Here is a 21,574-nt window from a genome sequence, read left to right as displayed (position 1 = left end):
TACGGAGGAGTCCCCGTGAAGGTCGGAATCGTCGGAGCCACCGGTCAGGTCGGCACAGTCATGCGCAGCATCCTGGCCGAGCGGAGCTTCCCCCTCGACGAGCTGCGGCTCTTCGCCTCCGCCCGCTCCGCCGGCACCGTCGTGGACGGCGTCACGGTCGAGGACGCCTCCACCGCCGACTACACCGGCCTGGACATCGTCCTCTTCTCCGCCGGCGGCGCCACCTCCCGCGCCCTCGCCGAGAAGGTCGCCTCCCAGGGCGCCGTTGTGATCGACAACTCCTCCGCCTGGCGCGGCGACCCCGAGGTCCCGCTGGTGGTCTCCGAGGTCAACGCGCACGCGATCAAGGACCGCCCCAAGGGCATCATCGCCAACCCGAACTGCACCACGATGGCCGCGATGCCGGTCCTCAAGCCCCTCCACCAGGAGGCCGGCCTCACCGGGCTGATCGCCACCACCTACCAGGCCGTCTCCGGCTCGGGCGTGGCCGGCGTCGCCGAGCTCCGCACCCAGGCGTGCGCCGTGGCCGAGACCGCCGACCAGCTGGCCTTCGACGGCGAGGCCGTCGCGTTCCCCGAGCCCGCCGTCTACAAGCGCCCGATCGCGTTCAACGTGGTCCCGCTCGCCGGCTCCCTCGTCGACGACGGCTCCTTCGAGACCGACGAGGAGCAGAAGCTCCGCAACGAGTCCCGCAAGATCCTGGAGATCCCCGGCCTCAAGGTCTCCGGCACCTGCGTGCGCGTCCCGGTCTTCTCCGGCCACTCCCTCCAGGTGAACGTCCGCTTCGACCGCCCGATCAGCGTCGAGCGCGCCTACGAGCTGCTCAAGGACGCCGAGGGCGTCGAGCTCTCCGAGATCCCGACCCCGCTCCAGGCGGCCGGCAAGGACGCCTCGTACGTGGGCCGCATCCGGGTGGACGAGACCGTCGACAACGGTCTCGCGCTCTTCCTCTCCAACGACAACCTGCGCAAGGGCGCGGCGCTGAACGCCGTGCAGATCGCGGAGCTGGTCGCGGCCGAGCTCACGGGCGCCTGACACCTGAAGCGGTACGAGGGCGGCCATCCGGAGGCGGGTGGCCGCCCTCACGCGTGCGCCCGGGGACGCTCCCGTGTTCGCCCTGGGAAATGTCTCGTGCACTGCCGACACACCCCGTGGAAGGATGGGCCAAACATCACAAAACCGAGGAGTTGACCGGGTGCCTGGCACAAACCTGACCCGTGAAGAGGCTCAGCAGCGGGCAGCGCTGCTCACCGTGGACGCGTACGAGGTCGAACTGGACCTCTCCGGTGCGCAGGAGGGCGGCACCTACCGGTCCGTCACCACCGTCCGCTTCGATTCCGCCGAGGCCGGTGCCTCCACCTTCATCGACCTCGTCGCCCCCGCCGTCCACGAGGTCGTGCTGAACGGCCACTCGCTGGACGTCGCCGCCGTCTTCCGCGACTCGCGGATCGCGCTGGCCCACCTCGTCGCGGGCCGCAACGAGCTGAAGGTCGTCGCCGACTGCGCGTACACCAACACCGGCGAGGGTCTGCACCGCTTCGTCGACCCGGTCGACGACCAGGCCTATCTGTACACGCAGTTCGAGGTGCCGGACGCGCGTCGCGTCTTCGCCTCGTTCGAGCAGCCCGACCTCAAGGCGACCTTCCAGTTCACCGTGAAGGCGCCGACGGGCTGGAAGGTCATCTCCAACTCGCCGACCCCGGAGCCCAAGGACGACCTCTGGGTCTTCGAGCCGACGCCGCGGATCTCCACGTACATCACCGCGCTGATCGTGGGCCCGTACCACTCGGTGCACTCCTCGTACGAGAAGGACGGGCAGAGCGTCCCGCTCGGCATCTACTGCCGTCCGTCGCTCGCCGAGTTCCTCGACGCGGACCACATCTTCGACGTCACGCGCCAGGGCTTCGACTGGTTCCAGGAGAAGTTCGCGTACGACTACCCGTTCGCGAAGTACGACCAGCTCTTCGTGCCGGAGTTCAACGCGGGCGCGATGGAGAACGCGGGCGCGGTCACCATCCGCGACCAGTACGTCTTCCGCTCGAAGGTGACGGACGCGGCGTACGAGCGGCGCGCCGAGACCATCCTGCACGAGCTCGCCCACATGTGGTTCGGCGACCTCGTGACGATGGAGTGGTGGAACGACCTCTGGCTGAACGAGTCGTTCGCCACCTACACCTCCGTCGCCTGCCAGGCCTCGGTGGCGGGCACCCGCTGGCCCAACGCCTGGACGACCTTCGCCAACGCGGAGAAGACCTGGGCCTACCGCCAGGACCAGCTGCCGTCCACGCACCCGATCATGGCCGAGATCAACGACCTGGAGGACGTGCTCGTCAACTTCGACGGGATCACGTACGCCAAGGGCGCCTCGGTCCTGAAGCAGCTCGTCTCCTACGTCGGCCAGGACGAGTTCTTCAAGGGCGTCCAGGCCTACTTCCAGGCCCACGCCTTCGGCAACACCCGCCTCTCCGACCTCCTCGGCGCCCTGGAGGAGACCTCCGGCCGCGACCTGAAGACCTGGTCGAAGGCATGGCTGGAGACGGCCGGCATCAACATCCTCCGCCCGGAGATCGAGACCGACGAGAACGGCTCGATCACCTCCTTCGCCGTCAAGCAGGAGGCGCCCGCGCTCCCCGCCGGCGCCAAGGGCGAGGCCGTCCTGCGCCCGCACCGGATCGCGATCGGCTTCTACGACCTCGACGCGGCCGGCAAGCTGGTCCGCACCGAGCGCCTCGAACTCGACATCGAGGCCGCCGAGCTGACCGCCGTCCCGCAGCTCGTGGGCAAGGCCCGCCCGGCGGTCGTCCTGCTCAACGACGACGACCTGTCGTACGCCAAGGTCCGCCTCGACGAGGTGTCGCTGAAGAACGTCACCGCGCACCTCGGCGACTTCGCCGAGTCGCTGCCGCGCGCCCTGAGCTGGGCCTCGGCCTGGGACATGACCCGCGACGGCGAGCTGGCCACCCGCGACTACCTGGAGCTCGTGCTCTCCGGCGTCGCCAAGGAGTCCGACATCGGCGTGGTCCAGTCGCTGCAGGGCCAGGTCAAGGCCGCCCTGGAGATGTACGCGGCGCCGGAGTGGCGCGAGGCCGGGCTGGCCCGCTGGACCGAGGCCACCCTCGCGCACCTCCAGGCGTCCGCGCCCGCGAGCGACCACCAGCTGGCCTGGGCGCGCGCCTTCGCGGCGACCGCCCGCACCCCGCAGCAGCTGGACCTGCTCGCGGCCCTCCTGGAGGGCCGCGAGACGATCGAGGGCCTGGCGGTCGACACCGAGCTGCGCTGGGCGTTCGTCCAGCGGCTCGCGGCCACCGGCGTCTACGACGAGCCGGAGATCGCCGCCGAGCTGGAGCGCGACCGCACCGCGGCGGGCGAGCGCCACGCGGCCACCGCGCGCGCGGCCCGTCCGACGGAGGCGGCGAAGGCGGAGGCCTGGGCCTCGGTCGTCGAGGACGACAAGCTGGCGAACGCCGTGCAGGAGGCCGTCATCGGCGGCTTCGTGCAGGCCGACCAGCGCGAGCTGCTCGCCCCGTACACGGCGAAGTACTTCGCGTCGATCAAGGGTGTCTCGGAGACCCGCAGCCACGAGATCGTCCAGCAGATCGTGGTCGGCCTCTACCCCAGCCTCCAGGTCTCGCAGGAGACCCTGGACGCGACGGACGCCTGGATCGCCGAGCACAACCCGGCCCCGGCGCTGCGCCGTCTGGTGACGGAGAGCCGCGCGGGCGTGGAGCGCGCGCTCCGGGCCCGGGCGGCGGACGCGGCGGCGGCGAAGTAGCGCACCCGTAGCGAGGGAAGGGCCCCGGACCAGGTCGGTCCGGGGCCCTTCGGCGTATCGGCGCTCCGACGGTCCGACGCGTGCGGATCGTGGAGGACCGGACGTGAGGTCCGCCCGGCGGGCGGGCGTCGGCGCGCTGCCGCGCCGCCGGGCGGAAGTACGGGAGGGGCGTCGGCCGTGCTCAGCCGCCGAGCGCCGTGAAGCGGGCGCGCAGATCGGCCGCGCCCTGCTCCGTCAGCGCCCCGTGGAGGCGCATCCGGGCGACGCCGCCGTCGGGGAAGGCGTCGAGGCGGACGTGGGTGACGACGGCCTGGGCGGGGAGCTTGAAGCGGTGCAGGGTGTCGGGCTGGAGCTTGGTGCGGGGGATGATCTCGAACCACTCTGCGCCTCCCGAGGGATCGCCGTTGCGCCCCTGGAGGGCGATCCAGCCCGCCGAGTTGCCCTTGAGGTAGGCGGTGTCGATCTCGACGGCGCGGACGGCGCCCTGCGCGGCGAGCCGGAAGCGCACCCAGTCGTTGGTGCCGCGCACCCGGCGGCGCCGGTTCTCCCAGCCGTCGTCCATCTTGCGGGAGGTGCCCGGCAGGATGATCTGGGTCGGCGAGGAGTAGAACTTGTCGGAGGCGTCCTCGTACGAACCGCCGTTGAGCACGGAGATCAGGTCGAGGGTGCCGAGCAGCTCCAGCCACTCGGGGTCGGGCACGACCTCGCCGTGGACGCGGAGGCGGGCGATGCCGCCGTCGGGGTGCTGGCAGACCCGCAGGTGGGTCCAGCGGCGCTCGGCGGTGACGGTGAAGCCGTTCTCGGCGTGGCCCCGGACGGGGGTCTCCGGGACGAGCTCCTCCCACTTGGCGTCCAGGAGCTCCGCGGGGCTCGGCGAGCCCTCCACCGAGGTGGCCTGGATGCTCACGCGCTGCGGGTAGTTGCCGCGGAAGTGGGCGGTGTCGACGATGATCCCGCGGATCACTCCGGGGGCGCCGAGCCGGACGATCGCCCAGTCGTGGTCCTCGGGGGCGGGGAAGACGTTCTCGGCGTCGGCGCCGCGGCGGCGGCGGGTCTCCCAGCCGTCCATGATCTTGCCCTTGTGGCCGAAGTGCTCGGGGTCGAAGACGGCGCGCTCACGGACGAGGAGGTTCTCCCGCTCGGCGAAGAACTCGTCGTTCGCGGCGACGACGCCGGCGCCGAGACGGCGGTCGGCGAGGTCGACCAGCTCGGTGAACGGGAAGTCACCGGTCCGGTAGTCGGCGTACGGGTCGCCGCCGGAGTACGGGGCGGCGTCGTTGGCGTGCGGGTCCTGGTCCTGGCTCGTCTCGAAGGTCATGCGTCGACTGTGCGCCCCGGGGACCTGGTGGGTCCATCGAATGTTTTCGATGGGCGTGTTCAGTTCTGCTGAACGGTTCCGGGGCACGGCCCGGCCGGGCGGCGCCGGGGTCAGGCCTGCTGCGCGGTCTCCCGGTGGGCCGCCGCCTGCCGGAGGGCTCCCAGCACCCGCGCCACCGCCGGACCCTCCTCCGCACCGCGCCGTACCGCCGCGACGACATGGCGGCGCGGCTGGTCGGCGGCGAGGACGCGCATCACGATCCCGGCGCCGCCCCGGCGTTCCGCGGAGGCCATCCGGGGCACCAGGGCGATCCCCATCCCGGCCTCGACCATGGCGAGGATCGCCGTCCAGCCGGAGGCGCTGTGGGCCTGCTCGGGCACGAAGCCGGCGGCCTCGCAGGCGGCGGTGGTGATCTCCGACCAGGGGCCCGAGCCGCCGAAGATCCAGGGCTCGGCGGCGAGGTCGGCGAGCCGCAGGCCGGGCGCGTCGGCGTGCGGGTGCCCGGCGGGCAGGGCCACGTCGAGGGGGTCGGCGAGCAGGGGGACCCGGCTGAACTTGGGGTCGCGGGCGGAGGGCGCGTGGGCGGCGAGCGAGAGGGCCAGATCGACCTCGCCGGCCGAGAGCAGCTCGTACGCCTCCGCCGCCTCGGCCTCCCTGATCCGGACGGCGAGCCCGGGGTGGGCGCTCCGGAGCTGCCGTACGGCGGGCACGACGAGCGCGGGCACGGCCGTCGAGAACGCCGCCACCCGCACCTCTCCGGCCTCGCCCCGCAGGTAGCCGTCGAGTTCGGCGTCGGCGCGCTCCAGCTGGGCGAAGACCGCCTCCGCGTGCCGCAGGACGAGGTGGGCGGCGTCGGTGAGCCGGACGCGTCGGCCCTGGGCCTCGAGGACGGGTACGCCGAGCTGTTTGGCGAGGTTGGTGAGCTGCTGCGACACGGCCGAGGGGGTCATGAGCAGCGCCTCCGCGGTCGCGGTGACGGTGCCGCGGTCACGGAGGGTGCGGAGGATCTGGAGCTTCTTGATGTCCCACTCGGTCATGGGGCGCAACCTATCCGGACCTGCGCGGCCCGCGTGCGCCGGTCGCCGAGCTCAGGGCCACGCCGCCGAGGATGAGCGCCATGCAGGCCACGCCGAGGAGGCCGAGCCGCTCGCCGAGCAGGGCGTACGAGAGGAGGGCGACGCAGACGGGCTGGAGGTAGTAGACGATTCCGGCGCGGGCGGCGCCGACGAGGGCGACGGCCTTGTTCCAGGCGAAGAAGGCGACGGCGGAGGAGAGCACCCCGACGTAGACGAGCGGGCCGACGGTGCCGGCGGTGGGCTCGAAGCCGCCGTGGACGGCGAGGTCGGCCGCGTACGCCGGGAGCAGCATCAGGGCGCCGAGGAGGAAGGTCGCGTAGAGGAAGACGATCCCGCCGAGTCCCTCCGGCCGGCGCTTGAGCAGGGCGCTGTACGAGGCGAAGCTGAGCGCCGCGGCGAACATCCAGAGGTCGCCGGCGCCGAGCCGGGACGGCAGGGCCCCCTCGCCGACCAGGAGCAGCACGCCGGCGCAGGCGATGGCCATGCCCGTGACGCGCCGGGCCCCGAGCCGGGCGCCGCCGAGCCGCTCGTACAGCGCCATGACCACCGGTGAGGCGGCCATGATCATGCCCATGTTGCCTGCGGACGTGGTGAGTCCGGCCTGGTTGACGAGGGTGTTGTAGACGGTGATGCCGAGCAGCGAGGCGAGGGCGACGAAGGCCAGGTGCCGGCGGATCAGGTGCCGCTGCCGCCAGGTGGCGCGGGCGGCGAAGGGGGTGACGGCCAGGATCGCCACGATCCAGCGCCAGAAGGCGGCCTGGACGGGCGGGACGGTGTCGTGCAGGGCGCGGGCCGCGACGAAGCTGCCGGACCAGACGACGGTGGCGAGCAGGGCGAGGAGCACACCGAAGCCGGCGCCTCGGGCGGGCGCCGGCTTCCGGGTGGTGACGGGGGTCGGGCGACGTGCGGTGATCAGGCTCATGGGGCCTACCGTCGCACCGCCGAACCTTCCAGGTCCATCGAAACTTCCTGAGCCTTTTCTTCAGTGGAACTGAACGGTGCAGTCTCGGCGACCGGCCCGGCGGCCAGCTCGGCGGCCGTCTCGACGCCCGTCCCGGCGGCCTGTTCGGTCCGCTTCGCCGCGCGGGGGCTCAGCTGGCCCGCCAGGGTCGCGCCGAACGCGATGGCCATGCCGAGCACCTGCACGGCGCCGAGGGCCTGGCCGAGCGCCGCCCAGCCGATGATCGCGGCGGTGAGGGGCGAGAGCGGGCCGAGGAGGGTGACGGAGGAGGCGCTGAGCCGCTCGATGCCGCGGAACCAGAGGAAGTACGAGATCGCGGTGTTGCCGAAGGCGAGGTAGGCGTACCCGGCCAGGTGGGTGCCGGTCAGGGCCGGCGGGGCGCCCTCGATCAGGAAGGCGATCGGCAGGATGACCAGGCCGCCCGCGGTGAGCTGCCAGCCGGTGAGCGCGAGGGCGCCGACACCCTCGGGGCGGCCCCAGCGCTTGGTGAAGACGACGCCGGCCGACATCGACAGGGCGGAGAGCAGCCCGGCGAGCACGCCGACGGTGTCGAACGCCGCGCCCGCCTTGAGGACCACGAGGCTGACGCCGAAGGCGGCGGCGACGGCGGTGAGGAGGGTCTTCGCCGTGGGCTTCTCACCGAGGAAGAGGGCGGCGAGGCCGACGACGAACAGCGGGCCGACCGAGCCGACGACGGCGGCGACGCCTCCGGGGAGCCGGTAGGCCGCGAGGAAGAGCAGCGGGAAGAACGCGCCGATGTTGAGGGCCCCGAGGACGGCGGACTTCCACCACCAGGCGCCCCGCGGGAGCTTGCGGGTGAGCGCCAGGAGCAGGAGCCCGGCGGGCAGGGCGCGCATCAGGCCGGTGAAGAGCGGCCGGTCGGGCGGCAGGAACTCGGTGGTGACGAAGTAGGTGGAGCCCCAGGAGATCGGGGCCAGGGCGGTCAGTGCGACGACGGCTGCCTTGCGGGACATGACGGTCTCCCCCTCGCTGCGGATGCCGGTCCGGACGAGCCGGACTGGCTTGGCGGTAATTAACTTACCACTAAGCTACTTACTTGCAAGTGGCTTTCTTGCCATCGAGTCGCGGGGAAGAGGAGACTGCCCGCATGGACACGAAGACTCCTGGCCCCGGCCCCGGCCCCGCCCACGACGCCGTCGACGCCATCGCCGACCAGTGGGCGGTGGTCCGCCCCGACCTGGACACCGTGCCGATGGCCGTCTTCGGGCGGATCTACCGGCTCTCGAACGCCATGCGAAGCAGGGTGGACAAGGCGTACGCGCCCTACGGCCTGGCACTCGGGGAGTTCGACGTGCTCGCGACCCTGCGCCGCTCAGGGGAGCCGTACACGCTCTCGCCGCGTGAGCTGACGGCGACGCTGATGATCACCACCGGCGGGATGACCGGCCGACTGGACAAGCTGGAGAAGGCGGGGCTCGTCACCCGCAGCCCCGATCCGCACGACCGGCGCGGACTGCGGGTCACGCTCACCGAGCAGGGCCGGGAGCTGGTGGACCAGTCCGTCACGGCCGGTCTCGCGCAGCAGCGGGAGGCCCTGGAGGGCGCGCTCGACGAGGAGGAGGCGGCGCAGCTGGCCGGGCTGCTGCGCCGGCTGCTGGCGAGCACGGCGTAGGCACTGTCGTGTCGATCGAGAGGGGCTCGATCGACACGGCACCCCTGGCGGCCGGAGGGTTTCACGCACGCGAGGGCGCCGCACGGTACGTCGTACCGTGCGGCGCCCTCGGCGGAGCTGAGGAGGAGGCGGTCAGGCCTTCTTGGACTTGTCGAGGACCATCACCAGGCCGGTGATGACCAGGAACAGCACCAGCGGTGCGGCCACGAACAGGCCGAGGGTCTCGATGACCGACAGCTTGGGGGCCGGGTCGTCGCCGTCGTCGCGGGTGAGCGCGAGCGCGGGGGACGACATGAGCAGCATCATCAGCGTCGTACCGGCCGCGAGCGAGCCGGCGCGCAGTGCGTTCTTCTTGTCCACGGTGCAAACGTAGCGAACACCTAATCGGCCCGCGCGCCCGGGGGTGCCGTACGGGCGTCGGAGCGGGTGGTCCGGGCCTCCGGGACCGCCGTCCGCGCGTGGAGTTCGCGCAGCAGGGCGTGCGCCCGGGGCGAGGCGGCGAGGCGCTCCAGGGTCATCGGCTGCCCGTCCGCGTCCGCGAGCGGCAGCCGCCAGTTGGGGTACTCGTCCCAGGTGCCGGGCAGGTTCTGCGGTCTGCGGTCGCCCACCGCGTCCGGCAGCCAGACGCCCACCATCCGGGCCGGGGTGCCGAGCAGGAACCGGTGCACGGCCCTGATCTCGGCCTCCTCCGTCCCGGGGCCCTCCGGCAGCAGACCGAGCCGCTGGAACAGGCCCAGCCACTCGGCGGTCTCGGCCGCGTCCGCCGCCCGCTCGCGCGGCAGGTCTCCCGGGAGCATGCCGAGGCGGTGCCGCAGCAGGACATGGTCGCCGGAGAGACGGGCGGCGGTCGGCGGCAGGTCGTGGGTCGTGGCGGTGGCCACGCACTCCGCGCGCCAGTCGGCCGGGGCCAGCGGACGGCCGGAGGCCGCCCAGTCCCGCTCGAACCAGAGCACGGAGGTGCCGAACACCCCGCGCGCGGCCAGTTCCTCCCGTACCCCGGACTCGACCGTGCCGAGGTCCTCGCCGATGACGAGGGCGCCGGCCCGGTGGGCCTCCAGGACGAGGACGGCGAGCATCGCCCCTGCGTCGTAGCGGACATACGTGCCCTCGGTGGGCTCCCGGCCCTCCGGCACCCACCACAGCCGGAACAGGCCCATCACATGGTCGATGCGCAGCGCGCCCGCGTGGCGCAGGAGTTCACGCAGGAGTCCGCGGTACGGGGCGTAGCCGGCGGCGGCCAGGGCGTCGGGCCGCCAGGGCGGCAGGCCCCAGTCCTGGCCGCGGGAGTTGAAGGCGTCGGGCGGGGCGCCGACCGACATGCCGGCCGCGAAGGCGTCCTGCTGGGCCCAGGCGTCGGAGCCCTCCGGGTGGACGCCGACCGCCAGGTCGTGGACGATCCCGACCTCCATCCCGGCCTCGCGGGCGGCCGCGGCGGCGTCGGCGAGCTGCCGGTCCGTCAGCCAGGCGAGCCGGCAGTGGAAGTCGACGCGGGCGGCGAGGGCCGGGTCGTCGCGGACGGCGGCCTCCGCCGCGCGCGGGGAACGCAGTTCCTCGGGCCAGCTCCGCCAGTGGGGGCCGTGCCGCTCGGCGAGGGCCTGGTACGTGGCGTGGTCCTCGAGGGCCGGGCCGCGCGCGGCGAGGAAGTCGTGGAAGTCGGCGCGCCGGCCGGGGCCGAGCTCCACACCGCCGACGACGAGTTCGAGGGCGCGCCGCTTGACCTCCCACACGGCGTCCCGGTCGATCACCGCGCCCTTGCCGAGGACGCGGTCACGCAGCTCGGCGGCGTCGGCGAGGATCAGGTCGAGCTCCTCGCGGCGCTCGGGGCCGACCAGGGCGTACTCGGGGATCTCCTCGATCCGCAGATGGACCGGGTCGGGGAAGCGGCGCGAGGACGGGCGGTACGGGGAGGGGTCGCTCGGAGCCCCGGGCACGCCCGCGTGGAGCGGGTTGACCTGGACGAAGCCGGCGCCGTGCGTGCGGCCGGCCCAGGTGGCGAGTTCCCGCAGGTCGCCGAGGTCGCCCATGCCCCAGGAGCGGGTGGAGAGCAGCGAGTAGAGCTGGACGAGCAGCCCGTACGCGCGCCGCTCGGGGGCGGGCACGCGCGCGGGGGCGACGATCAGGGTCGCGGTGGCGGCGCGCCCGTCGGGGGCCTGCGCCTCGACCGTGTGGACGCCGAGGGGAAGGCGCTCCCAGTCCTGGCCGGTGACGACGGCGCCCTCCTCGGTGGTGACCCGGAACCGGGTGCCGGGCGGCAGGCCGGCCGGCGGGTCGGCGGGGTCCTCGCCGCGCCAGCGGACCAGGGTCGGGGGCAGCAGGCGCTCCCGGTCCGTCCGTTCGGCCGCGTCGAGGGCGGCGGCGACCGCTTCCGGCGTCGCCGCGTCCACGCCGAGCGCGCCGAGGACGGCCACCACGGTGGCGTCCGGCACGGGCACGGTGACCCCGGCGGAGGGGCTGTAGGCGGTGGCGACGCCGTGACGGGCGGCGAGACGGGCCAGGGTCACTTCACACTCCGGGGGACTCCGTGCCCGCACTTCCTGGGGCGGTGGGTTCGCTGGTGAGGGGGGCCGCCATGGTCAGGGGCGGCTCGCTGGTGAGGGGCTCGGCGTCGGGCAGCGGCGGCTCGCTGGTCAGCGGCTCGTCCGTCCTGGCCGGCTGCTCCGGAATCCGTATCCGTGCGAGGTGCGGGGCGGTCGTGGTCACGGGGGTCTCCCGATTCGTCTCGACTGGTGGGACCTGGGTAACGACTGAGGCCTACCCACCGCACCTCGTTTTACCGGCGGAAAGTGGCGAAGTGACGTCACCTCGCCGACGGATCGCCGGGCAAAGCCGACACATCGGCCACGTGCATTGACACCTCAGTGCGACGGGTGGTGGGCTCGTGACCCACTCGTTACCGAACCGGCGAGCGGCCGGCGGCCCCGGCCGAAGGGAGACCTCTGTGCACCTCGGGCACCTCGGGCGCAGCAGGCGCACCGCGACGGCCGTCGCCGCCGCCGTCATCGGCGGCCTCCTCGGCGGCGCGGTGCCGGGCTCGGCGCAGGCGGTCCCGGGGACGGCTCCGAACGAGCGCCCGAAGGCCGCGCCGTTCACCCCGACAGCGCCGGACGCTCCGGCGGACCCGGGGGCGCCCGTGGCCTCCTCGACCTCGGCCTCCTCGACCTCGGCCCCCTCCGTCGGCTCCGCGGCCGTCGGCTCCGCGCGCGTGCCCGCCGTCTGGCCGCGGCCGCAGTCGCTGACCGCCGCCGGGCCCGCCGTACCCCTCGGGGACGAGGTGACGCTGCTCGCGGACGCCGACGCCGATCCGTACGCCCTCGCGGCCCTGCGCGAGCTGCTGCGGGCCGCCGGGGTGCGGACCGTCCACACCGGGCTCCCGGGCCGGGGCCCGCTCTTCCGGGTCGCGGGCCCCTCCGGCGAGGCCGCGGAGGACGCGCTGAGCGCCCTGGGGGTGCCCGACCGGCTCGATCTGCCGCGCGGTGGCTACCGGCTCGCCACGGGCCGCCTCGGGGGCCGGGACACGGTCGTCCTGGACGGGGTGGGCGGCGACGGGGTGTTCCACGCCGTGCAGACGCTGCGCCAGCTCCTCGGCGGCGGCCGGGAGATCCCGGGGGTCGTCGTGCGCGACTGGCCGGGCACGGCCGAGCGCGGGATCACCGAGGGCTTCTACGGGACGCCGTGGACGGCCGAACAGCGGCTCGCCCAGATCGACTTCCTGGGCCGGACCAAGCAGAACCGCTATCTCTACGCGCCGGGCGACGACCCGTACCGGGGCGTGCAGTGGCGCGACCCCTACCCGGCCGCGCAGCAGGCCGAGTTCCGCGCGCTCGCGGAGCGTGCCCGCGCCAACCACGTGACGCTCGGCTGGGCCGTGGCGCCCGCCCAGTCCATGTGCCTGTCCTCGGGCGGTGACATGGCGGCGCTGACGCGGAAGCTCGACGCGATGTGGGCGCTCGGGGTGCGCTCCTTCCAGCTCCAGTTCCAGGACGCCTCGTACGACGAGTGGCACTGTGACCGGGACGCCGACACCTTCGGGCGGGGTCCCGAGGCCGCGGCGGCCGCCCACGCGCGCGTGGCGAACACGGTCGCCCGGCACCTCGCCGAGCGGTACCCGGACGCCGAGCCGCTGACGGTGATGCCGACGGAGTACTACCAGGACGGCGCGACCGCCTACCGCACCCGGCTCGGCGAGGCGCTCGACGCGGACGTGCGGGTGGCGTGGACCGGCGTCGGCGTGGTGCCGCGCTCGATCACCGGCGGGGAACTGGCCCGGACGCGGGCCGCCCTGCGCCATCCGCTGGTCACCATGGACAACTACCCGGTCAACGACTACGCGCAGGACCGGCTGTTCCTCGGCCCCGCGACGGGCCGTGAGCCGGCCGTGGCCGCCGGTTCCGCGGCCTTCCTCGCGCTCGCGATGGAGCAGCCCGCGGCCTCCCGCGTCCCGCTCTTCACCACCGCCGACTACGCCTGGAACCCGCGCGGCTACCGGCCCGAGGAGTCCTGGCAGGCGGCCGTCGACGACCTCGCGGGCCCGGAGCCGGCCGCCCGCGAGGCCTTGCGGGCGCTCGTGGGGAACGGCGCCTCATCGGTCCTCGACCCGGCGGCCGAATCGGCCTATCTGAAGCCCCTCCTGGCGGCCTTCTGGGCCTCGCGCACGAGCGCGGGGACCGGGGCGAGCCCCGGGCGGGAGAAGGCCGCGCGGGAGCTGCGGGCCGCGTTCACCGTGATGCGCGAGGCGCCGGCGCGGCTCTCGGGCACCGCCGGCGGCACCCTCGACGACGAGACCGGGCCCTGGCTGGAGCGGCTCTCCCGCTACGGCCGGGCCGGCGAGACGGCCGTCGACATGCTGGTCGCCCAGGATTCCGGCGACGGGGCGGCGGCCTGGCGGGCGCAGTTGGACCTGGAGGCGCAGCGGAAGGACCTCGCGGCGGGCCGGGTCACGGTCGGCACGGGCGTGCTCGAACCGTTCCTCACGCGCGCGGTGGACCGGGCCAAGGCCTGGACCGGCGCCGACCGGACGCCCAAGGCCCGTGCCGACCGTGCCACCGACTCGTACACCGTGCGGCTCGACCGGGCGCGGCCGGTGGAGGCCCTGACCGTGATGACGGATCCGGCCGCCGGGGACCCGCGCGACGCGCGCGTGGAGGCGTACGTCGCGGGCGAGGGCTGGCGGCCGCTCGGCCCGCTGTCGGCGTCCGGCTGGACGCAGGCCGAGCTGAAGGGGCTGCGCGCGGAGGCGCTGCGGGTGGTGTGGAGCGGCGACGGCCCGGCGCCCGCGGTGCGCTCGCTGGTGCCGTGGTTCGCCGACGGGCCGCGCGCGACGCTCGACCTGGCCCGGACGGAGGCGGACGCGGAGATCGGCGGTCCGGCCCAGCGGGTGGACGTGGAGCTGTCGGGACTGCGCGCGGGCGAGGTGCGGGGGCCGCTGACGGCGAAGGCCCCGAAGGGGATCACGGTCGCGCTGCCGGAGCAGGCGGTGGTCGAGCGCGGCGCCCGGTCGACGGTGCCCCTCCAGGTGTCGGTGGCTCCCGACGCGCACGCGGGCACGTACCGGGTGCCGGTGTCGTTCGCGGGCGAGGAGCGGGTGCTGACGGTGCGCGCCTTCCCCCGCACGGCGGGCCCGGACCTGGCGCGGGCGGCGACGGCCTCCTCCTCGGGCGACGAGACGCCGGACTTCCCGGCCGCTCTCGCGGTGGACGGCGATCCGGCCACCCGCTGGTCCTCGCCGGCGGAGGACGGCGCCTGGTGGCAGCTGGAGCTGGCGGAGCCGGCCCGGATAGGGCAGGTGGTGCTGCACTGGCAGGACGCGTACGCCTCCCGCTACCGGGTCCAGGTCTCGGCCGACGGGCGGGTGTGGCGTACGGCGGCGACGGTCGCGGAGGGCCGCGGCGGCCGGGAGTCGGTGCGGATGGACGCGGCGGACACGCGGTTCCTGCGGGTGCAGGGCGACGCGCGGGCGACGCAGTACGGCTATTCGCTCTGGTCGGTGGAGACCTACGCGGTGGCCGGGCAGCAGCGGCCCGGGCAGCCCGCGGGTCCCGCCCGGAAGCCGGCGGAGCCGCCGACGGGGGCCGTCGGCAGTACGGCGCCGGCCGACCCGCCCCAGGGCACGGCGGAGGAGCGGCCCGCCCCCTGAGGGGCGGACCGCTTCCGTGCCGGGGCCGCCCCCGCGTCCGTCCGCGCGTGGTTCCGCGTACGGACGCGAAAGGCCCGGCTCAACCCGTCGTCAGCGCCCTCACGGGGGCGTCGGCGGCGGAGTCGATCCGGGCCATCACATCCTCGGCGCCGAACGGCTGGAGGTACGGCAGCCAGCGGGGGTCCCGGTGTCCGGTCCCGATGATCCGCCAGGCCAGGCCGGTCGGCGGGGCCGGTTGGTGGCGCAGCCGCCAGCCGATCTCCCTCAGGTGCCGGTCGGCCTTGACGTGGTTGCAGCGGCGGCAGGCCGCCACCACGTTCTCCCAGGCGTGCGTGCCCCCGCGGCTGCGGGGGATGACGTGGTCGACGCTGGTCGCGACGCCCCCGCAGTACATGCAGCGCCCGCCGTCGCGTGCGAAGAGGGCTCTGCGGGTCAAGGGAACGGGCCCCCGGTAGGGGACCCGCACGAAGCGCTTCAGTCGCACCACGCTGGGCGCGGGGACGACTTGGGTCTCGCTGTGCAGGAAGGCGCCTGATTCCTCGAGGCAGAGAGCCTTGTTCTCCAGGACGAGGACGAGTGCGCGGCGGAGCGGTACGACGCCGAGCGGCTCGTACGACGCGTTGAGGACCAGGACATGCGGCACGGATGCCTCCTATGACGCCGGCGGCGCGTGGCTCGCGCCGGGACGAACTGCTCTCAGTCTCTCCTCATGCCTGGTCGGAACGCCACCACGTATGTGGACCGGGGTGACGGGCCCGGCGTGTTCTCGACCACATCGGCATGTCTCCTTCTCTTTGCCCGGGTGAGGTCCGTCTCTCCCTCGAACAGGGCTACGGGACCACGTCCGACGCCCCGTTACTGTGGAAGCTCTGCGTACGCGATGCCTGGAGGTTTCCCCGTGCTTTGGTCCGCTCCTGCGGCTGCCACCGAACCCGAGCCCATGCCGGTGACGCTCGACGAGGCGGCGGAGAGGGCCACGAACGCGGCGAGCTGGGTGGAGGAGAACTGGTCCACCTGGCTGAACACGGGCCTGCGGATCGTGCTGATCCTGATCGTCGCGCTGCTGCTGCGGATGGCGGTCCGGCGGGCCCTGACGAAGCTGATCGAGCGGATGAACCGTTCGGCGCAGGCCGTGCAGGGGACGGCCCTGGGCGGTCTCCTCGTCAACACCGAGCGCCGGCGGCAGCGCTCGGAGGCGATCGGTTCGGTCCTGCGTTCGGTGGCCTCGTTCCTGATCCTGGGCACGGCCGGGCTGATGATCCTGGGCGCCTTCAAGATCGACCTGGCGCCGCTGCTCGCCTCGGCCGGTGTGGCCGGTGTGGCGATCGGTTTCGGCGCGCGGAACCTGGTGACGGACTTCCTGTCGGGTGTCTTCATGATCCTTGAGGACCAGTACGGCGTGGGCGACTCGGTCGACGCGGGCGTGGCCTCCGGCGAGGTCGTGGAGGTGGGTCTGCGGGTGACCAAGCTCCGCGGGGTGGACGGCGAGATCTGGTACGTGCGCAACGGCGAGATCAAGCGGATAGGGAACCTCAGCCAGGGCTGGGCGACGGCGGGCGTGGACGTGACCGTCCGGCCGACGGAGGACCTGGAGAAGGTGCGGTCGGTGATCACCGAGGCCGCGGAGTCCATGGCGAAGGACGAGCCGTGGAACGAGCGGCTGTGGGGTCCGGTCGAGGTGCTGGGTCTGGTCGAGGTGCTGATGGACTCGATGACCGTCCGGGTCTCGGCGAAGACGATGCCGGGGAAGGCGCTGGGCGTGGAGCGCGAGCTGCGCTGGCGGATCAAGCAGGGCCTGGACCGGGCCGGCATCCGGATCGTGGGCGGGCTTCCGGCGCCGGCCGAGGAGGCGGCCGCCGACCCGACCGCGGGCATGGCGGCGCCGTCGGCCTTCGCCTCGGCGACCTCGCCCCAGTCGGCGGCGGCGACGCCGCTCCCGAGGACGGACCTCAACAAGTAGCCGGACTCCGGCACGACGCCCCCGCAGGTAACGCTTTGGTTGCCTTCGGGGGCGTCTCGCGTGCCCGGGTATTGACGGCCCCGTGACGGCCGTCTTATTTTCCTCCCACCGAATAGGAAACTTTCCTAACAGTGAAGTCGGGGAGACGGGCCGCCGCGAGGCAGCAGAATGGCCCGACCAGCAGACCGAAGGGCGGGTGCGACCTCATGGCCGGTACGACTCCGGGAACCCCCGGCACGCCGCGCGTGCTGCGCGCCATGAACGACCGTGCCGCCCTGGACCTGCTCCTGGAGCACGGCCCCCTGTCGCGGACCCGGATCGGCAAGCTCACCGGCCTGTCCAAGCCGACCGCCTCCCAGCTGCTGGCCCGCCTCGAAGCGGCCGGCCTCGTCGTCGCCACCGGCACCACCGCGGGCAGGCCCGGGCCGAACGCCCAGCTCTACGCGGTGAACGCGCGGGCCGCGTACGCCGCCGGACTCGACGTCAACCCGTTCCGCATCCACGCCGCCGTCGCCGACATCACGGGCGAGATCGTCGGCGAGTACGAGCTCCGCACCCCCGGCCGCGCCGCCTCCGGCGTCGTCCGCCAGGTCACCGACGCCCTCGACGGAGCCGTCAAGGCGGCCGGGATCACCCGCGAGGACGTCCGGCGCCTGGTCATCGGCACCCCCGGCGCCTTCGACCCGGCCACCGGACGCCTCCGGTACGCCTCCCACCTGCCCGGCTGGCACTCCCCCACCCTGCTCGAGGAGCTGGCCGCCGTCCTGCCGATGCCGTTCGAGTACGAGAACGACGTCAACCTCGTCGCCGTCGCCGAGCAGCGCGTCGGCGCGGCCCGCGGCCACACCGACTTCGCCCTGCTGTGGAACGAGGAGGGCCTCGGCGCCGCCCTCGTCCTCGGCGGGCGGCTGCACCGCGGCTTCACCGGCGGCGCCGGCGAGGTCGGCTTCCTGCCCGTGCCCGGCACCCCGCTCGTACGGCAGGTCACCAAGGCCAACTCCGGCGGCTTCCAGGAGCTCGCCGGCGTCCAGGCGGTGCCCCGGATCGCCCGCGCCATCGGGATCGACACCCCCGAGCAGCCGTACGTGGAGGTCGCGAGCGGACTCCTCGCCCACGCCGTCGAGGCGCACGGCGAGGACCCCCGGTACGCGGAGCTGCTCGACCGGTACGCCGAGCGCGTCGCCATCGGACTCGCCTCGATCGTCGCCGTCCTCGACCCCGAACTCATCGTGCTCTCCGGCGACGTCCTCGTCGCCGGCGGCGAACCCCTCCGCGCGCGCGTGCAGTCCGAACTCGCCGATCTCGCCGCCTCCCGGCCACGGCTCGTCCTCGCCGCCGTCCCCCGGCGCCCCGTGCTGCGCGGCGCCCTCGAAAGCGCCCTCGCCACCACGCGCGCCGAGGTCTTCGACACCTCGCGCTGACCCACCGACCGACTCACCGCCCCACGCGTTCCCCTTCCCCCGTAAGCCCCCGCCACAGGGAGACACCGTCATGCCCGTACGCCCGCGCAGAGCAGCCGCAGCGCTCGCCGCCACCGCCTCGATAGCCCTCTTCGCCTCGGCCTGTACGGGCTCCGCGAACAACGCGGCCTCCGACGACCCCAAGGCCGAGACCACCATCACCTTCTGGCACGGCTGGTCGGCGCCCGCCGAGGTCAAGGCGATCCAGAACAACATCGACCGCTTCATGAAGGCCCACCCGAACATCAAGGTGAAGGTCGTCGGCGGCATCAACGACGCCAAGCTCGGCCAGGCCCTGCGCGCCGGCGGTTCCAACGGGCCGGACGTGGCCGCCTCCTTCACCACGTCCAACGTCGGCAAGTTCTGCCACACCGGCGCCCTCGCGGACCTGAAGCCCTTCCTCGACAAGGACAAGGTCGACCTCGACAAGACGTTCTCGAAGGTCCTCCAGAACTACACCCAGTTCGAGGGCAAGCGCTGCTCCCTGCCGCTGCTCTCCGACGCCTACGGCCTCTACTACAACAAGGACGCCTTCCGGAAGGCCGGCCTCGACCCCGAGGCGCCGCCGAAGACCTGGTCCCAGTTCGCCGAGGTCGCCAAGAAGCTCACCAAGGCCAAGGGCGACGGCTACGAGCAGCTCGGCTTCATGCCGAACTACCTCGGCTACGAGACCGTCCCGAGCCACTACATGTCGCAGTGGGACCACGCGTACTTCGACGAGAGCGGCAAGTCGCTCCTCGGCAAGGACCCCGGCTTCGCCGAGATGCTGAGCTACCAGAAGTCGCTGGTCGACGGCCTGGGCGGGTTCGCGAAGCTGGACCGGTACCGCACCACCTTCGGTGACGAGTGGGGCGCCAAGCACCCCTTCCACACCGGCCAGGTCGCCATGCAGCTGGACGGCGAGTGGCGGCTCAACTTCATCAAGGACGCCGGGGTGAAGATCGACGTCGGTGTCGCGCCGCTGCCCGTCGCCGACGACGAGCTCGCCGAGTACGGCAAGGGCTACCTCTCCGGCACCATCATCGGCATCGCGCCGCAGAGCAAGAAGCAGAACGCGGCCTGGGAGCTCGTCAAGTACATGACGATGGACACCGAGGCCGTGGTGAACTTCGCCAACGACATCGGCAACGTCCCCTCCACCCTGGAGGCGCTGAAGTCGCCGAACCTGAAGTTCGACGCGCGTTTCAAGACCTTCCTGGACATCGCCCAGCACCCGCAGTCCACCACCTCCGACGGCGCGGTGAACGGCTCCACGTACCAGGACACCTTCCAGGACTTCGCCCAGAAGTACGAGAAGGGCCAGGTCCCGGACCTGAAGAAGGGTCTCGCGGACACGGCCGCCCAGATCGACCGCGACATCGCCCAGGCGAAGTAAGACCCGGGACCGGTATCTCATGTCCGACACCCTCGCCGGGCGTCAGGCGGCGCTGCGGTCGAAGCGCGTGCGCAACGCGCTTCGCACCGCGGCATTCATGTCGCCCTGGCTGATCGGCTTCAGCGTCTTCTTCGCGTACCCGCTCGTCTCGACCGTCTACTTCTCCTTCATGAAGTACGACGGGCTCAACCCGCCGACCTGGCGGGGCCTGGAGAACTGGGACTACGTCTTCTCCGACCTGCCGAAGTTCTGGCCCGCGATGCAGAACACCCTCTGGCTCGCGGTCGTCATGGTCACCTGCCGGGTCGCGTTCGGCCTCGGCATCGGCCTGCTCGTCACCAGGATCAAGACCGGCGCGGGAATCTTCCGCACCCTGTTCTACCTGCCGTACCTGGCCCCGCCGGTGGCCGCGACCCTCGCCTTCGTGTTCCTGCTCAACCCGGGCACGGGGCCGGTCAACTCGCTCCTGGAGGCCGTCGGGATCCCCGCGCCCTCCTGGTTCAACGACACCGCGTGGGCCAAGCCGGCCCTCACCGTCCTCGCCGTCTGGGGCGTCGGGGACCTCATGGTCATCTTCATGGCCGCGCTGCTCGACGTACCGAAGGAGCAGTACGAGGCGGCCGAGCTGGACGGGGCCTCGCCCTGGCAGCGCTTCCGCTACGTCACCCTGCCGAACATCTCGCCGATCATCCTCTTCGCGGTGGTCACCGGGATCATCGGCGCGATGCAGTACTACACCCAGCCGATCGTGGCGGCGAAGGTCGCCTCGGGCGTGATGGGCGGCTCCGGCCAGACCTTCGAACCGGGCTACCCCGACGATTCGACGCTCACGCTGCCGCAGCTGGTCTACGACCTCGGCTTCGGCCGCTTCGACTACGGCGCGGCCAGCGTCGTGGCCCTCGTCCTGTTCGCCCTCTCCATGGCCTTCACGGCGCTGCTCATGCGCCGGCGGGGCGGCCTGATCGGCTCGGGTGACTGATCCATGACCTCCACATCCACCCTCGACCGGCCCGTCCGCCGGGAGTCCGCCGGAGCGGCCGAGAAGACGGCCCGCCGCAAGGCGCTGCTGCACTGGATCGCCGTGCACTCCCTCGGGATAGCCGCGGCCCTGTTCTTCGTCCTGCCGTTCGTCTTCGTCTTCCTGACGTCCGTGATGAGCGACCAGCAGGCCCTCACCCGCGACCTCACGCCGAACACCTGGCACTGGGACAACTACGTCCGGGTCTTCGAGACCCCGGGCTTCCTGGGCTGGTGGAAGAACTCCCTGCTGTACGCCGGACTCGGCACCGCGCTCGTGGTGGTGTCCTCGGTCCCGGTGGCGTACGCGCTCGCCAAGTTCCGCTTCCGCGGCCGGCACCTGTCGCTGCTGCTCGTCATCTCGATGATGATGCTGCCGCCGCAGGTGGTCATCATCCCGATGTACCTGTTCTGGGCCAAGCAGCTGGACCTCTCCGGAACGCTCTGGCCGCTGATCGTCCCGATGGCCTTCGGCGACGCCTTCGCGATCTTCCTGCTCCGGCAGTTCCTGCTGACGATCCCGAACGAGTACATCGAGGCCGCCAGGATCGACGGCTGCGGCGAACTGCGCACCCTGCTCAAGGTCGTGCTCCCGATGGCCAAGCCCGGCATCGCCGCCGTGGCCCTGTTCCAGTTCTTCTACTGCTGGAACGACTACTTCGGACCCCAGATCTACACCTCCGAGAACCCGGCGGCCTACACGCTGAGTTACGGCCTGGAGTCCTTCAAGGGCGCGCACCACACCGACTGGAATCTGACCATGGCCGCGACCGTACTGGTCATGGCCCCTGTGATCCTCGTCTTCTTCTTCGCCCAGAAGGCGTTCGTCGAGGGAGTCACACTGACCGGAGTGAAGGGCTGACTCACAC

At 72.9% G+C, this 21,574-nt stretch carries 17 protein-coding genes; 9 read left to right on the top strand and 8 right to left on the bottom strand.

Annotated features, from left to right (window positions below; all coding sequences use genetic code 11):
- Positions 1–15 precede the first annotated feature (15 nt).
- Together AMK27_RS28375 and pepN are read left to right on the top strand one after the other, a co-directional pair.
- Positions 16–1,035 (top strand): aspartate-semialdehyde dehydrogenase, encoded by a 1,020-nt coding sequence (locus AMK27_RS28375; RefSeq protein ID WP_073913931.1) that lies wholly within the window; start codon positions 16–18, stop codon positions 1,033–1,035.
- A 160-nt stretch (positions 1,036–1,195) separates the two neighbouring features.
- Positions 1,196–3,772, top strand: coding sequence for an aminopeptidase N (pepN, locus tag AMK27_RS28370; protein WP_073913927.1), 2,577 nt, complete (start codon positions 1,196–1,198; stop codon positions 3,770–3,772).
- Positions 3,773–3,953: 181 nt separating this feature from the next.
- On the opposite strand, the gene alc is transcribed toward pepN, so the two are convergent.
- From alc to AMK27_RS28350, 4 genes are all read right to left on the bottom strand, one after another.
- On the bottom strand, positions 3,954–5,090 hold the full coding sequence (gene alc, locus AMK27_RS28365) for an allantoicase (protein WP_073913923.1): 1,137 nt from the start codon (positions 5,088–5,090) through the stop codon (positions 3,954–3,956).
- A 110-nt stretch (positions 5,091–5,200) separates the two neighbouring features.
- A complete protein-coding gene (locus AMK27_RS28360) occupies positions 5,201–6,127 on the bottom strand; it encodes a LysR family transcriptional regulator (protein WP_073913919.1) in 927 nt (308 codons plus the stop codon).
- A gap of 10 nt (positions 6,128–6,137) precedes the next feature.
- A complete protein-coding gene (locus AMK27_RS28355; protein ID WP_073913915.1) occupies positions 6,138–7,088 on the bottom strand; it encodes a DMT family transporter in 951 nt (316 codons plus the stop codon).
- A 5-nt stretch (positions 7,089–7,093) separates the two neighbouring features.
- Complete coding sequence (locus AMK27_RS28350; RefSeq protein WP_073913911.1) at positions 7,094–8,101, bottom strand: EamA family transporter; 1,008 nt, start codon at positions 8,099–8,101, stop codon at positions 7,094–7,096.
- 134 nt (positions 8,102–8,235) lie between these two features.
- On the opposite strand from AMK27_RS28350, the gene AMK27_RS28345 reads away from it, so the two are divergent.
- Positions 8,236–8,760, top strand: a complete 525-nt coding sequence (locus AMK27_RS28345; RefSeq protein ID WP_073913907.1) for a MarR family winged helix-turn-helix transcriptional regulator — start codon at positions 8,236–8,238, stop codon at positions 8,758–8,760.
- A gap of 132 nt (positions 8,761–8,892) precedes the next feature.
- Here the strand turns inward: AMK27_RS28345 and AMK27_RS28340 are convergent, their stop codons facing one another.
- Genes AMK27_RS28340 through AMK27_RS28330 form a run of 3 tightly spaced genes read right to left on the bottom strand, consistent with a single transcriptional unit; the run spans position 8,893 to position 11,460 of the window.
- A complete protein-coding gene (locus AMK27_RS28340; protein ID WP_073913903.1) occupies positions 8,893–9,120 on the bottom strand; it encodes a hypothetical protein in 228 nt (75 codons plus the stop codon).
- Positions 9,121–9,140: 20 nt separating this feature from the next.
- Positions 9,141–11,261, bottom strand: a complete 2,121-nt coding sequence (malQ, locus tag AMK27_RS28335) for a 4-alpha-glucanotransferase (protein WP_073913898.1) — start codon at positions 11,259–11,261, stop codon at positions 9,141–9,143.
- A gap of 1 nt (position 11,262) precedes the next feature.
- Positions 11,263–11,460 carry a hypothetical protein gene (locus AMK27_RS28330; protein WP_073913896.1) on the bottom strand — a complete coding sequence of 66 codons (198 nt, stop codon included), beginning with the start codon at positions 11,458–11,460 and terminating at the stop codon, positions 11,263–11,265.
- Between the two features lie 238 nt (positions 11,461–11,698).
- Between AMK27_RS28330 and AMK27_RS28325 the strand changes: the two genes are divergently transcribed.
- Positions 11,699–14,893, top strand: a complete 3,195-nt coding sequence (locus tag AMK27_RS28325) for a beta-N-acetylglucosaminidase domain-containing protein (protein WP_079188617.1) — start codon at positions 11,699–11,701, stop codon at positions 14,891–14,893.
- A 79-nt stretch (positions 14,894–14,972) separates the two neighbouring features.
- Here AMK27_RS28325 and AMK27_RS28320 read toward each other — a convergent pair whose 3' ends face one another.
- Entirely contained in the window at positions 14,973–15,536 is a 564-nt protein-coding gene (locus tag AMK27_RS28320) for an HNH endonuclease (RefSeq protein WP_073913892.1), read from the bottom strand.
- 237 nt (positions 15,537–15,773) lie between these two features.
- Here AMK27_RS28320 and AMK27_RS28315 point away from each other — a divergent pair, with 237 nt between their 5' ends.
- The 5 genes from AMK27_RS28315 to AMK27_RS28295 all read left to right on the top strand — a co-directional run bounded on the left by AMK27_RS28315 (position 15,774) and on the right by AMK27_RS28295 (position 21,567).
- Positions 15,774–16,853: a mechanosensitive ion channel family protein gene (locus tag AMK27_RS28315; RefSeq protein ID WP_073913889.1), complete on the top strand. Its 1,080-nt coding sequence runs from the start codon at positions 15,774–15,776 to the stop codon at positions 16,851–16,853.
- A gap of 206 nt (positions 16,854–17,059) precedes the next feature.
- Positions 17,060–18,274 (top strand): ROK family transcriptional regulator, encoded by a 1,215-nt coding sequence (locus AMK27_RS28310; RefSeq protein WP_073913886.1) that lies wholly within the window; start codon positions 17,060–17,062, stop codon positions 18,272–18,274.
- A 70-nt stretch (positions 18,275–18,344) separates the two neighbouring features.
- Complete coding sequence (locus AMK27_RS28305; protein WP_073913883.1) at positions 18,345–19,688, top strand: ABC transporter substrate-binding protein; 1,344 nt, start codon at positions 18,345–18,347, stop codon at positions 19,686–19,688.
- A 19-nt stretch (positions 19,689–19,707) separates the two neighbouring features.
- Positions 19,708–20,667 carry a carbohydrate ABC transporter permease gene (locus tag AMK27_RS28300; RefSeq protein WP_073913879.1) on the top strand — a complete coding sequence of 320 codons (960 nt, stop codon included), beginning with the start codon at positions 19,708–19,710 and terminating at the stop codon, positions 20,665–20,667.
- Between the two features lie 3 nt (positions 20,668–20,670).
- Positions 20,671–21,567 carry a carbohydrate ABC transporter permease gene (locus tag AMK27_RS28295; protein WP_073913876.1) on the top strand — a complete coding sequence of 299 codons (897 nt, stop codon included), beginning with the start codon at positions 20,671–20,673 and terminating at the stop codon, positions 21,565–21,567.
- The last annotated feature ends 7 nt before the right edge of the window (positions 21,568–21,574 follow it).

This window comes from Streptomyces sp. CB02009, assembly GCF_001905825.1.
Classification (GTDB): domain Bacteria; phylum Actinomycetota; class Actinomycetes; order Streptomycetales; family Streptomycetaceae; genus Streptomyces.
Note: the sequence above shows the minus strand (reverse complement) of the source record. Positions and strands in the feature narration are given on the sequence as shown.